The sequence below is a fragment of the Rhodococcus sp. KBW08 genome (assembly GCF_003852455.1).
Lineage (GTDB): Bacteria > Actinomycetota > Actinomycetes > Mycobacteriales > Mycobacteriaceae > Rhodococcus_F > Rhodococcus_F baikonurensis.
In genome coordinates this window covers 131,500-144,789 of record NZ_QAJJ01000006.1, presented here as the reverse complement: position 1 = coordinate 144,789, position 13,290 = coordinate 131,500, and the positions used below count along the sequence as shown (strand labels likewise).

Annotated in this window: 9 protein-coding genes; 4 read left to right on the top strand and 5 right to left on the bottom strand. The window is 61.5% G+C overall.

Annotated features, from left to right (window positions below; all coding sequences use genetic code 11):
• Positions 1-2: 2 nt before the first annotated feature.
• The 4 genes from DBV08_RS08335 to DBV08_RS08320 all read left to right on the top strand — a co-directional run bounded on the left by DBV08_RS08335 (position 3) and on the right by DBV08_RS08320 (position 8,974).
• Positions 3-2,573 carry a glycosyl hydrolase 2 galactose-binding domain-containing protein gene (locus tag DBV08_RS08335; RefSeq protein ID WP_124567109.1) on the top strand — a complete coding sequence of 857 codons (2,571 nt, stop codon included), beginning with the start codon at positions 3-5 and terminating at the stop codon, positions 2,571-2,573.
• A 128-nt stretch (positions 2,574-2,701) separates the two neighbouring features.
• Positions 2,702-6,328 (top strand): transcription-repair coupling factor, encoded by a 3,627-nt coding sequence (gene mfd / locus DBV08_RS08330; RefSeq protein WP_124567108.1) that lies wholly within the window; start codon positions 2,702-2,704, stop codon positions 6,326-6,328.
• Positions 6,329-6,335: 7 nt separating this feature from the next.
• Positions 6,336-7,172, top strand: coding sequence for a MazG family protein (locus tag DBV08_RS08325; RefSeq protein WP_124567107.1), 837 nt, complete (start codon positions 6,336-6,338; stop codon positions 7,170-7,172).
• A 320-nt stretch (positions 7,173-7,492) separates the two neighbouring features.
• Entirely contained in the window at positions 7,493-8,974 is a 1,482-nt protein-coding gene (locus DBV08_RS08320) for a sugar transferase (RefSeq protein ID WP_124567106.1), read from the top strand.
• A 14-nt stretch (positions 8,975-8,988) separates the two neighbouring features.
• Here DBV08_RS08320 and DBV08_RS08315 read toward each other — a convergent pair whose 3' ends face one another.
• From DBV08_RS08315 to gmd, 5 genes are read right to left on the bottom strand one after another with little or no spacing between them, the layout of a single operon-like run.
• Complete coding sequence (locus DBV08_RS08315) at positions 8,989-9,543, bottom strand: YdcF family protein (RefSeq protein WP_124567105.1); 555 nt, start codon at positions 9,541-9,543, stop codon at positions 8,989-8,991.
• 33 nt (positions 9,544-9,576) lie between these two features.
• Entirely contained in the window at positions 9,577-10,698 is a 1,122-nt protein-coding gene (locus DBV08_RS08310) for a glycosyltransferase (protein WP_124567104.1), read from the bottom strand.
• On the bottom strand, positions 10,695-11,231 hold the full coding sequence (locus tag DBV08_RS08305) for a DapH/DapD/GlmU-related protein (RefSeq protein WP_095972148.1): 537 nt from the start codon (positions 11,229-11,231) through the stop codon (positions 10,695-10,697). Before DBV08_RS08305 ends, DBV08_RS08310 begins: the two co-directional genes overlap by 4 nt.
• Positions 11,228-12,208, bottom strand: coding sequence for a GDP-L-fucose synthase (locus DBV08_RS08300; RefSeq protein ID WP_095972242.1), 981 nt, complete (start codon positions 12,206-12,208; stop codon positions 11,228-11,230). Before DBV08_RS08300 ends, DBV08_RS08305 begins: the two co-directional genes overlap by 4 nt.
• On the bottom strand, positions 12,205-13,242 hold the full coding sequence (gmd, locus tag DBV08_RS08295; protein ID WP_124567103.1) for a GDP-mannose 4,6-dehydratase: 1,038 nt from the start codon (positions 13,240-13,242) through the stop codon (positions 12,205-12,207). Before gmd ends, DBV08_RS08300 begins: the two co-directional genes overlap by 4 nt.
• Positions 13,243-13,290: the final 48 nt, after the last annotated feature.

Sequence of the window (13,290 nt, the reverse complement as noted above, 5' to 3'; positions counted from 1 at the left end):
CCGTGACCAGATCGTCGGCAGACGTGTTGGCCGGCGCGAGATGGCGATGCGCTGCAACCGAACCCGGATCCGTGACTCATCCGGATGCTCTCGACACCGTGACCGACTGGGTGACGGCGTCCGTGCCGGGAACAGTCGTCGGTGCGTTGCGTGAGTCGCAATCGGACGCCGGACGCGCGAAACCGTTTGCATCGCCGTCTGTTGAATCGTCGGATTGGTGGTTCGTAACCACAGTGGCTACGACCGGTGAGGGGTCGTGGCTGCTCCAGTTCGACGGTCTGACGGCGTTTGCGGACGTCTGGATCGACGGCGTCCTCGTAGCGTCCAGTGAATCCATGTTCGCACCTGGGGAAGTGAGCATTCCGGCCGGAGTCGGAGTGGGTGAACGTGTCCGGGTGGCTCTTCATTTTCATTCGCTCGCCGCGACTTTGAAGGCACGCCGCCCACGCGGACGTTGGCGCTCGTCGATGGTACGCGAGCAGGGCCTTCGGTGGATCCGAACCACGATGCTCGGTATGGCCCCTGTATTCAGTGGCGTGCCGGTGCCGGTGGGTCCGTGGCGAGGTATCCGGTTGTTGGACAAAAGGGTTGCCGCCGTAACCTCGGTGTCCACTCAGGCGAGTGTCCACGGCACAACCGGTCGCGTTGCGATCAGCGCTCGGCTCACCGGGTTGCCGGCCTCGCTGGACTACGTCACCGTGCGAGTCGGCGAGCACTCGCAACGATTGGCTGCGATTGCCGGACCCGACGGATTCCACGACGTGTCCGGCGTCGTCGAAGTGGCGGACGCGCAATTGTGGTGGCCGCATACGCACGGCGCCCCGTGTACCTATCCTGTGACGTTGGAAACGGACGGAGTCTCCGAGCATCTTGGTTCCGTTGGATTCCGGACGGTGGAAGTTGACAGATCCGATGGTGGATTCCGGTTGAGTGTCAACGGTATCGGTGTGTACTGCCGTGGTTCGGTGTGGGTGCCGACCGACCCGATCTCGCTCAAAGGCGACGCCGGCACCACCCGTGTGCTGGAGAAACTGGCCGAGGCGGGCCTGAACATGGTTCGAATCCCGGGGACGATGTTCTACGAGAGCGACCACTTCTGGGTCGAATGCGCGCGTCTGGGAATTCTCGTGTGGCAGGACATGATGTTGGCGACGCTAGATCCGCCCGACACCGACGAATTCTTCGAACTCGTCGCCACCGAGGTCACCGCGTTCTTAGCCAGAGTGCGTGGAAATCCCGCATTGGCAGTCTTCTGCGGCGGCAGCGAGACCGAACAGCAGCCGACCATGCTGGGCTTGGTCGATCAACACATCCCGCTCATTCATTCGAGACTGCCGGAGCTGATCTCGGCGGTGGCACCTGAACTCGAATACGTGACGTCGTCGCCCTCGGCGCCTCGCGGGGGAGAGCAATTGGCAACGCATGTCGGAAGCGGGGTCGCTCACTACTTCGGGGTGGGTGCCTATCGTCGTCCACTGGCCGACGTGCTCAGCGCGCGAGTACGTTTTGCGACCGAATCACTGGCGTTTTCGATTCCACCGTCGAATGCCGTGATCGAGAACGAATTCGGTTCACTCACCGTCGCGGGGCACCATCCGGCGTGGAAAGCCGCGGTGCCGCGGGACAACGGATCGTCGTGGGATTTCGAGGATGTACGGGACCACTACGTCCACGCGCTCTTCGGCGAAGATGCTCGTGAAGTCCGGTGGTCCGACCCGGAACGCTATCTCGACCTCGGACGCGCAGCTGTCTGTGAGGCGTTCGCATCCACTCTCGGTTACTGGCGTCGACCGGACTCTCGGTGCGACGGCGCCTTGACGCTTGCGCTGCGGGATCTGGAGCCCGGACCGGGGTGGGGGGTCCTCGATTGGAACGGCGACCCCAAAGCTCCGTGGTTCGTGCTCCGCAGGAGCGCCAAACCGATCGCGCTCCTCGTCACGGACGACGGTATGGACGGATTGAGGCTCGACGCGATCAACGAGACCGCCGAACCTGTCGTCGGCGAGATCAGGTTTCGAGCGCACAGTCGGTCAGGTGTCGTCCCGGTCGACGTCGCGTTACCGGTCAAGGTGGAGGCGCATTCGAGTCTGACCTGGTCGGTGGACAGTCTTGTCGGCCGTTTCACCGACCTCACTCACGTCTTTCGGTTCGGGGCGCGGACATACGACGCCGTCACCGTCACACTCGAAGGCGAAGACGGCGAGATGGTGGACGAAGTGGTGCACCTCCTGGGGAGTCCGGCACGGCCCCTCGAGCGGTCGGTCGGACTTGTCGCTACTGCGCGCACTGTCGGTGACGACGAGTGGGTCGTCGACGTCACGACCGATGCTGCCGCCCAATACGTTGCCCTCGAACTGCAGGGCTTCGAGCCCGAAGACTCCTGGTTCCACCTCGCGCCGAACGGTCGCAGGACCGTGCATCTGCGGAGAACCGGCCAGGCAACGAAGGTAATCGGCCGGGTTCGGGCGCTCAACTCTCACACCAGCGTGGCCGTGACACCGCCGAGCGTCCCGGCCACCCGATCTTCACCGACCAAACGGACGACGAAGAAGACGAGCGTTGCGGGAAACTGAACGGATCGGACTGCGCTGCGAGATCGCGCACCGATAGAATCGAACCGGCGCACAACTCTGCCTCGGTGGGGATCTTGCGCTCGGGCTGTGCGTCCGCAACCCGTCATCACTGTTCAGGAGCGCGTTCGTTGACTTCCTTGTCCTCTGCCCAGACTGCGCTCGCTGGACTCGCCGAGGTCGCCCTCGCAGACGCCGCGTTCACTCCAGTGATCGACTCCATCGGTGCGGCCGCCCTGGACATCGTGGCGCCGAAGCCGGCTCGACCATTCATCGCCGCTGCCCTTGCCGCCCGCACGCCGGTGCTGCTGGTGACGGCAACCGGTCGCGAAGCCGACGATCTGACGTCAGAACTCACCGAGATGCTCGGTGGAGGCGTCGCGCAGTTCCCGTCGTGGGAAACATTGCCGCACGAGCGACTGTCGCCGAGCGCGGACACCGTCGGGCGGCGAGTGGAGGTACTGCGCCGACTCGCCAGACCAGACGACGCCTCGTACGGCTCGCCTCTTCGGGTGATCGTCACGACGGTGCGCTCTCTCGTACAGCCGATGGCGCCGGGGCTCGGCGAGATCGAGCCGATCACGTTGCGCGTCGGCACCGAGATCGATTTCGATTCCGTTCTGGTTCGTCTGGTGGAGATGGCGTACAGCCGCGTCGACATGGTGGGAAAGCGCGGTGAGTTCGCGGTCCGCGGTGGCATTCTCGATCTGTTCTCGCCGACGGCGGATCATCCGGTCCGTATCGAATTCTGGGGTGACGAGGTATCGGAACTTCGGTATTTCTCTGTTGCCGATCAGCGCTCGCTACCGGACGTCGACGTCGATTCCGTGATCGCGCCGCCGTGTCGTGAGTTGATTCTGACAGCTGATGTTCGCGACCGAGCTGCAGCACTTGCTGCTGAGAATCAGGCCGACGCGTCGTTGGTCGAGATGCTGGACAAGATCTCGGCAGGCATCCCCGTCGAGGGGATGGAAGCTCTACTCCCGGTCCTCAAACCGGGTGAACTGCAACTACTTTCCGATGTCCTTCCCGTGGGGGCGCACATCCTTCTGTGTGATCCGGAGAAGGTGCGCACCCGCGCCACCGACCTGGTGCGCACCGGCCAGGAATTCTTGGAAGCGTCGTGGACCGCGGCGTCGATCGGCGGCGCTGCACCGCTGGACACGTCGATCCTCAACGGCGGGGGAGTCGATCTCGGCGCCTCCGCATATCGGTCGCTCCGTCATGTTCGCGAATCTGCCGAAGCTGCCGGCCGTCCGTGGTGGACGGTCAGCCCGCTGGCGTCCGGGAATGGTGAAGAACTCGAACTCCCGGTTCAGGCAGCACCGCAGGTTCGTGGTTCCGACGACTTGTTGGCCGAACTGTTCGTCAGCCTGCGGGCACACGTGAGCACGGGCGGTCGCGCGGCGATCGTGGTGGCAGGTGCCGGAACGGCAAGCCGCGTCGTGGAGCGACTCGGTGAAGCCGAAGTGCCTGCCAAGATGCTCGATGCCGGAGCGACCCCTGCCCGTGGACAGGTCGCGGTGCTCCGCGGTTCTCTGCACGACGGACTTGTACTCGCCGGCGATGACTCGACACCAGGGATGGTGATCGTCACCGAGTCCGATCTGACCGGCAACCGTGTTGCGGCGGTCGGCGACGGAAAGCGTTTGCCGGCCAAGCGCCGCAATCAGGTTGATCCCCTCGCGCTGTCGGCAGGGGACATGGTCGTGCACGATCAGCACGGTATCGGCCGGTTCGTCGAAATGGTCGAACGCACCATCGGCGGGGCGCGTCGTGAATACCTGGTCATCGAGTACGCGCCGAGCAAGCGTGGCCATCCGGGCGATCGTCTGTTCGTCCCGATGGAATCGCTCGATCAACTTTCCCGGTACGTCGGTGGAGAGTTGCCTGCGCTGAGCAAGCTCGGTGGATCCGACTGGGCAAACACCAAGCGTAAGGCCCGCAAGGCGGTTCGTGAGATCGCGGGTGAGTTGGTTCAGCTCTACGCTGCGCGTCAGGCAGCTCCCGGGCATGCGTTCGGCCCGGACACGCCGTGGCAGAAGGAACTCGAAGACGCATTTGCGTTCACCGAGACCATCGACCAGTTGACCGTCATCAGTGAGGTCAAGGCCGACATGGAGAAGCCGGTTCCGATGGACCGGGTGGTGATCGGTGACGTCGGGTACGGCAAGACGGAGATCGCCGTTCGTGCCGCGTTCAAGGCAGTGCAGGACGGCAAGCAGGTAGCGGTGCTGGTTCCGACGACTCTGCTTGCACAGCAACATCTTCAGACGTTCACCGAACGAATGGCGTCGTTCCCGGTGAAGGTGCGAGGGCTGTCCCGTTTCACCGACGCCAAGGACTCGAAGGAAATCATCGCAGGCATGGCGGAAGGTGAGATCGACATCGTCGTCGGTACTCACCGGTTGCTGCAGACCGGTATCCGCTGGAAGGACCTCGGGCTTGTGATCGTCGACGAGGAACAGCGATTCGGAGTCGAGCACAAGGAACACATCAAGGCACTGCGCACCCATGTGGATGTCCTGACGATGTCGGCTACCCCGATTCCTCGTACTCTCGAGATGAGTATGGCCGGGATCCGTGAGATGTCCACGATCCTCACGCCGCCGGAAGAACGTCATCCGATCCTCACCTACGTCGGCGCGTATGCGGACAAGCAGGTCGCCGCGGCCATCCGGCGCGAACTGTTGCGCGACGGCCAGGTCTTCTACGTACACAACCGCGTCAGCTCGATCGACAAGGCAGCCAAGAAGATCCGCGAACTCGTCCCGGAGGCTCGCGTCGTCGTCGCGCACGGTCAGATGAACGAGGACACTCTCGAAAAGACCGTGCAGGGATTCTGGGAACGAGACTTCGACGTGTTGGTGTGTACCACGATCATCGAAACCGGTCTGGACATCTCGAACGCCAACACGCTGATCGTCGAACGTGCGGATTCGCTGGGCCTCTCTCAGTTGCATCAGCTTCGCGGACGCGTCGGGCGTAGTCGCGAACGTGGATACGCCTATTTCCTGTATCCGGCCGAAAAGCCTTTGACGGAAACGGCATACGACCGGCTGGCAACGATTTCGCAGAATTCGGACCTCGGCGCGGGTATGGCCGTCGCGATGAAGGACCTCGAAATCCGTGGAGCCGGAAACGTTCTGGGCGCAGAGCAGTCCGGCCACGTCGCGGGGGTCGGGTTCGATCTGTACGTCAGGCTGGTCGGTGAGGCGGTCGAAGCCTTCCGGGCTGCAGCCGACGGCAAGCCGATCACAATGGACGAGGGCACGAAGGAAGTCCGGATCGACCTACCGGTGGACGCGCACATCCCGCCCGACTACGTCACCAGTGACAGGCTCAGGTTGGAGGGGTACCGCAAGCTCGCTGCGGCAACCGATTCCGACGGCATCGCTGCCGTAGTCGAAGAACTGGTCGATCGCTACGGCCCACTGCCCGAAGAGGTTCGACGGCTGATCTCGGTGGCCAAGCTTCGACTCCTCTGCCGCGAGTACCAACTGGAGGAAGTTGCCGTCACCGGAACTCAGCTCAAGATCTCGCCTATGTCACTGCCCGATTCCAAACAGATCAGGCTCAAGAGGATCTATCCGAGCGCGCAGTACCGGGCAACGACCGGGCTCGTGCAACTCCCGCTGCCTCGCACCGGCGGAGTCGGCTCGGATCGTCTGCGGGACGTCGAACTACTCCAGTACATCGCGGACTTCATCCTGGCGATAGACGGGCGCGCCGCCGGTGCCGTCCTGGTCGAGGCGTGAGCGCACAGTGAACGAATCGCCCGTCGTCGTACTGCTCGATCCTTTGCGGCCGCATGTCTTTCCGATAGAGGCGCTCCCGTTCTTGTCCGGCGCGATCGATATCGACCCGGACGTTCCCGACTCGGTACGCGGCGCGCTGCCGGCGACGACACCCGGCGCCTCGGTCACTCTGATGATGGACACCGACGAGCCGAAGATCGAGGCGATTTCTGCCGCTGGGGTAAAGGTGATTCGCGCCGAACCCATTCACGGCGATCGACTGGTGGAAGCGGCGTCGATCATGGACCGGTTGTGGAATCGTGGTGGTTGGGAGTCGACCCAGACGCACGAGAGCCTCTCGGTTTACCTCGTCGAGGAGACCTACGAGGTACTCGACGCGATTCGAAGCGACGACGAGAGCGACCTCCGTGAGGAACTCGGCGATCTGTTGCTCCAGGTGTTGTTCCACTCGCGGATCGCTCAATCTCACGGCGTTTTCGAATTAGACGATGTGGCCGGCGCATTGATCGCGAAACTTGTGCACCGCAGCCCGCACCTGGTCAGTTCCGGAGTGGTCGACATCGCTGAGCAGGAGCGGGCGTGGGACGCTTTGAAGGCTGCCGAGAAGGCGCGCGCGTCGTCCATGGACGGAATCGCACGGTCGCAGCCGCCGTTGCTCCTGGCTGAAAAAGTGTTGAGTCGGGCTGCCAAGGCCGGTGTGATCGAAAGCGCTGATGAGGCTGATCTCGAAGCCGTGATCGAACAATGCCGACGCGCCGACACGGCACTGCTCGGCGCTCTGGACAGACTGATGACCGACATAAGGACACGTGAGGCTAGTGGCCTCGAAAACGTGGAGGATTAGCCCACTTTGACGTAATTGCCCGGTAATCATCTGGCAACCGGAAAATAGCTTGGGCTCGGTGAGTGCAGTTGAAACAAACCTAAGGTATGTTTACGTACGAAATGAGCAACACTGGGTCGTTTTCTCGCACGAAGTGGCCTTTGATCGGCAGTTATGTAGGGGGGTCCGATGACGGTTCGTTTCTGCACTGCGAGCGGCGAGGTACGGCAACCGGCGGGGTGTTGCCGTACCTGGAGGCTCGGAGTGGTTACCGATCAGCGATCCGCCGAAGTCGTTCGATCCGCTGAAGCCGTTCGAATGACTAGAAGGACTGATGGCAAATGAGCGTTCATGCTGAGGTGGAGAGCCGGTCGGCAGCATTACAAGATTCCGCTCATGTCGGCACCGACTGGCGTCGGGCATACCGGAAGCGGATCGCCGTGAGCGATTCGATCACGGTCCTGTTCGTGATCGCACTCGCTCAGATCGGCAGCATGTGGCCGCATCCCATCGAGTGGCTGACACCACTCAAGGTGATCGCGTCTGCAGCGCTGGGCGGGTTGTGGATGATCGCGCTCGCACGGGGGCGTAGTCGTCATCAGGCGATGTTGGGTGAAGGCAGTGACGAGTACGAGAAGGTGCTGCTCGCTACCGGCCAGGTGTTCGGGGTAGGTGCATTGGCCGGGATCATTCTCGGCGTGGGAATTGCGCGAAGCTATCTCATGATCGCCCTGCCCGTCGGACTCGCTGCGCTGCTTCTCGGGCGCTACCTCTGGCGACGCGACATTCGAAAGAAGCGTGCGATCGGGGATTGCCGCAACTCGGTGCTGTTGGTCGGTGGACACGCGTCCGTCGTTGCCACCACGCGTGCCTTCGTGCGCGATTCCTCGGCCGGCTACGACGTCGTGGGAGCGTGCATTCCGCGTCGGGCGACCGCGTTGGACGATCACATCGTTGTCGACGGCGCAGCAGTCCCGGTATTGGGCAATGAATTCGAGGTGGTCGAGGCGATGCGCGCAAGTGGCGCAGACACCGTCATCGTCACCGGGACCGAAGACCTCGGGCAGGTGGGCATTCGCAAACTGATGTGGGACCTCGAAGCAGAGGGCGTAGACATGGTGGTTTCACCGGTCGTGGCCGATGTGTCGAAGGCTCGCTTGATGTTTCGGCCTGCGGCGGGACTCCCGTTGATTCACGTTGCGCGGCCGCGCTATCAGGGGGCGAACCGGCTTGCGCCCGCTGTTTTCGACGCGGTGTTTTCGATGCTGATGATCCTCCTCCTGGCGCCGGTCATGGTCGCCGCTGCCGCTGCAGTCAAGTTCACGTCGAAAGGCCCGGTGTTCTACAAGGCGGAACGCATCGGCCTCAACGGGAAACCGTTCCCCATGTTCAAGTTTCGTACCATGGTGGAAGGTGCCGATCAACAGGTTGTCGATCTGATGGGCGACAACGAAGGCGCTGGGGGCGTGTTGTTCAAGATGCGTGAGGATCCACGAATCACGTCCGTCGGCAAGATCCTTCGTCGATTGAGCGTCGACGAGCTCCCACAGTTCTTCAACGTCATTCGCGGGGAGATGAGCGTCGTCGGCCCCCGGCCGCCGTTGCGTCGCGAGGTCGAGATGTACGACGACGAGGTTGCCCGGCGCTTGCTGGTCAAACCTGGCATCACCGGTCTCTGGCAGGTAAGTGGTCGCAGTGATCTCTCCTGGGAGGAATCTGTTCGTCTCGACTCGTCATATGTGGAGAATTGGTCTGCGGCGCAGAACATCTCGATCATCACCAAGACCGTATCTGCAGTGCTCAGGAGCGACGGAGCGTACTGATCGGCCAGAGCCGGTCAGCATTCCTGGAACTGGGCGCGAACATACCCCGCGGTTTGCCACACGTAGTTTGCGGCCCAAACCCAGAAGGGCAGTGGTCGGCGGTCCGCGACTACGTCGATGTCACCGTCCCAGCAGCGGTTGATGATGTAACGACTGCGAGAGACGTGGGGAACGAAGGTCACTACGATGACGCGCTTCCATCCCTCTGCCTCTGCGCGACGCCGAATCTCCTGTCCTTCGCCACGCGTGGTCGACGGATCTGGCTTGAAACAGCTGACCTCGAAGTCGTAGGTTCCTTCGCATATTGCGTTGATCTTCGGATCATTGCTGCGATACGGATTCGAAAAGATGATCTGGGGCGCGTAGCCCTGCTCAGCCAGGGACAGTCCGTACCCTTCTCTGCCGTCGTGATCACCGCCCAGAACGACTATCGCGTCGGCCATTTCGGGTGTGTCGATCACCGGATCGACGTAGACCGGCCAGCCGGCAGCAGTGATTGCAGTAAGTCCGCCGACAATGCCACTGAGAACGAGTATGCGTCGACGAACCTTGGGGCGAGTGGATTTCACAATTACTTCCTGTAGTGCAGATGTGGGAGCCGCTCAGAGCCTGTATTGGGTCTCGAGCGCTGCACGAACGGCAGGCATTCCTAGGCGTTCGCGAGCAACACTTCGAGCGCGGGCGCCCATCTCTGCTGCGGCGACGGGGTCCTTCAAGAGCGACGAGATCGCCGCAGTCAGTGACTCGGTGGCGTCGTCGATCACGAGGCCACACCGACCGTCTCGAATCAGTGGTGCGAGGCCACACGTGTCGGTGACGACTACGGGCAGTCCAGCGGCCATCGCTTCGAGTACGGACATTGGGAACGGCTCGTTCACGGAGGGCAAGACATATACCGACGCTTGACGAAATCGCGCGGCAGACTTGTCGAACGGAAGTGGGCCTTCGTACCGGATGAAAGTGCTATGCCCTGAGCGTTCGATCAGTCCGTTGACGGCTTCTGCTTCACCCTCATCCGGCCCGACTATCGAAAATCGCGCCGTGTGTCCGCTGTCCAACAACTCTTTTGCGGCTTCAACGAACACCTGGGGTCGCTTTCTTGCCTGTAGGCGTGCGAGGTAGAGGACCTCGGGCGGGTCGTAACTGTTGCAAGGCCGCGACTCGAGGTCTTCTGCCTCCGGAATCCCGTTGTTGAGTTCCACCAAGTTTAGGTGACCGTCTCCGACAACGGACTGCAGGTCTGCGTGTTCGCGTTCGGTCAGATAGAACACTGTCCGTGCTCGTTTGAGGACCGGGATCGTGAGAGCAGCGTCCAACGGTTTTGCCAGCAGCTTGTCTGTTTCGTCGATCATCCCGTGAGTCTGAGCGAAAACTGGAATGCCGTATGCAAGAGCCAGCTTCGCGGCAGGAAGAGTCACCAGGTCGCGAGCGAGATGAATGTGCACGACATCGAATTCTCGGATGTGCTTGTGAAGCCACACAAGCATCGACGGCGCGCCGATTCCCGCGTACCCGATCTTGGGGATCACGGTTCGCGCCGAAAACAATTTCAGAGCGATACCTTGCTCGTGTGTCGGGGGCACCGCGTATCCACGCTCACCCGCGGCGATAGTTACGTCATGACCATTGTCTTGCAATGCTTTCGACTGATTGAGGGCGACCCTGATAGGCCCTCCGTATGCGGCGTCCGGTGAGAAGAGAGTGACGATTTGCAGTATCTTCATCGTGCGGCGCCGGCCCGTGGCGCCAACATTGTGGTTCCGGCGGAAACATCGGACGTCACCAAAGCCGTCGCGCCGACGATTGCGTTGTCCCCGATCGTCACACCTCGGAGTATCGTCGCGCGGGCGGCGATCCACGCCTGGTCACCGATAACGATGGGGGCATTGTCGAACTCGAATGTGGGACTTCGGTGATCATGACTGCCCGTACACAGGAGGACATCCTGCGAGATAGCCGTGTTCGCCCCTATCGTGACGGGTTCGAGATTGAGTATCCAGGTTCCCTCCCCGATCCACGAGTCTGCTCCGACCGTCAGCTTCCACGGCCAGTGGATACGGACACGGTGTCGAATCAGGACCCCGTCGGCGATGTCTGCGCCGAACTGCCGGAGAACTGCAACGCGTATTCCGTTGGGGCACCACCAATGAGAAAGCAGCACACCGGAAATCACAAGCCAGGAGATTTGAACCAGTAGGCCGCGTCCCTTGTCGTAGCCTGCCCCGGTGAACCCGGACAGAGTGCGTGTTGTGCTCACAGTCGGACCGCTGCAGACGAGTCCCGTACGTGCTCGCGATACCATGCAACGGTCGACTCGATGCCCTCGCGTGTTGAGATCTGTGGTTTCCAACCGGTGGCCATCAATGTGGACACGTCGAGTAGTTTGCGCGGTGCACCATCGGGCTTGCTTGTGTCCCAGTCCATTCGGCCTTCATATCCCACTGCTTCGGCCACGATGTTTGCGAGATCTTTGATGGTTTCGTCGTGACCGGTACCGACGTTGATATGTCCGGACTCGTCGAAGGTGTCGAGTAGGTGAAGGAGTGCGTCGGCCAAGTCGTCCACGTGGAGGAATTCTCGACGGGGGCTCCCCGAACCCCAGTTCGTGACGGATTCAATTCCATCCTTCTGGGCTTGGTCGAGACGGCGAATCATCGCAGGAAGTACGTGCGAGACATTCTCCGTGAAGTTGTCGCCGGGGCCGTACAGGCTTGTCGGCATCGCCGAGATCCAAGGCAACCCGAACTGCCGACGAACAGCCTGGACTTGGATGATTCCCGCAATCTTGGCGATCGCATACGCGTCGTTGGTCGGTTCGAGATGGCCGTTCAGTAACTGATCTTCGGTGATCGGCTGTGGTGCCAGGCGCGGGTAGATGCACGAGGACCCGAGGAACAGCAATCGACGCACGCCGTGCCGCAACGCTGCGTCGAGCACATTGGTCTGGATCTGGAGATTGTCGGAGATGAAGTCGACCGGATATGTGTTGTTCGCGACGATTCCCCCGACCTTCGCGGCAGCCAAGACAACGCACGACGGTTTGGTTGCTTCGAAGAAGGCGAACACGTCCGCACGGTTTCGCAGATCGAGTTCGGCAGATGTGCGGCCGATCAGCTCGGTGAAGCCACTCTGTTCGAGCTTGCGCCAGAGCGCGGAACCCACTAGTCCCTTGTGGCCCGCGATGTATGTCGGGGCGCTGCGATCAAGAGGTGCAATCGATTTCGTTGTGATCATGAGAGCGAGATCTTCCAATCAGGGAGATGTGGCGTGTCGATCCACGGTGTGCCGGCATTCGCCAATGCTGCGATGTCGGCGTCCATCATGATTCGAGCCAATTCTGGGGTCTGTACTGTTGCTTTCCAGCCCAGTTCGTCTTCGGCCTTGCCTGCGTCGCCGACCAGAGCGTCCACCTCTGTCGGGCGAAGGTAACGAGGATCGAATTTGACGTACTTCTGCCAGTCGAGACCAACATGTTCGAAGGAGGCCACGACAAAATCCTGGACCGTGAAGTTCCCTCCGGTGGCCAACACGTAGTCATCTGGTTCGTCGACTTGAAGCATCCGCCACATACCCTCGACATACTCGGGTGCGTAGCCCCAGTCTCTGACCGCGTCCAAATTGCCCAGGTACAGGGAATCTTCGATCCCGGCCTGAATCCGCGCGACTGCACGCGTAATTTTTCTGGTGACGAATGTTTCACCGCGGCGGGGTGACTCGTGATTGAAGAGGATCCCGTTCACCGCGTGAATTCCGTACGCTTCGCGATAGTTCCTGGTGACCCAGTACGAGTACACCTTCGCAGCACCGTACGGCGACCGCGGATAGAACGGGGTGTCCTCGTTCTGTGGAGGCGGACTGGCTCCGAACATTTCCGAACTCGAAGCCTGGTAGAAGCGGCACTGCACTCCCGTCATGCGGACTGCTTCGAGCAAACGAATAGACCCGATTCCGGTTGTGTTGCCGGTGTGTTCGGGCTCGTCGAAGCTGACCCGCACGTGCGACTGCGCAGCGAGGTTGTACACCTCGTCTGGTGCGATCTTCGACAGAAGCGTGACGAGTCGTGCGCCGTCGGACAGGTCACCGTAGTGCAAGAACAGCCGTGCGCCCTGTTCATGAGGGTCCTGATAGAGGTGATCGATGCGCGACGTGTTGAAAGTTGATGCGCGTCTGATCAATCCGTGTACTTCGTAGCCTTTGGCCAACAACAGTTCTGCCAGGTAGGAGCCGTCCTGTCCGGTGATCCCTGTGATGAGTGCGCGTTTGGTCATCGAGCGTCAGCTGCCTTGTCTGTGTTCGTCGTCTTCGGATCCGAGTCC

Bases quoted from the DNA above. Each gene is read 5' to 3' on its own strand.
- DBV08_RS08300 (WP_095972242.1), bottom strand. From the start codon at position 12,208: ATGATCACAACGAAATCGATTGCACCTCTTGATCGCAGCGCCCCGACA.
- DBV08_RS08310 (WP_124567104.1), bottom strand. From the start codon at position 10,698: ATGAAGATACTGCAAATCGTCACTCTCTTCTCACCGGACGCCGCATAC.
- DBV08_RS08320 (WP_124567106.1), top strand. From the start codon at position 7,493: ATGAGCGTTCATGCTGAGGTGGAGAGCCGGTCGGCAGCATTACAAGAT.
- gmd (WP_124567103.1), bottom strand. From the start codon at position 13,242: ATGACCAAACGCGCACTCATCACAGGGATCACCGGACAGGACGGCTCC.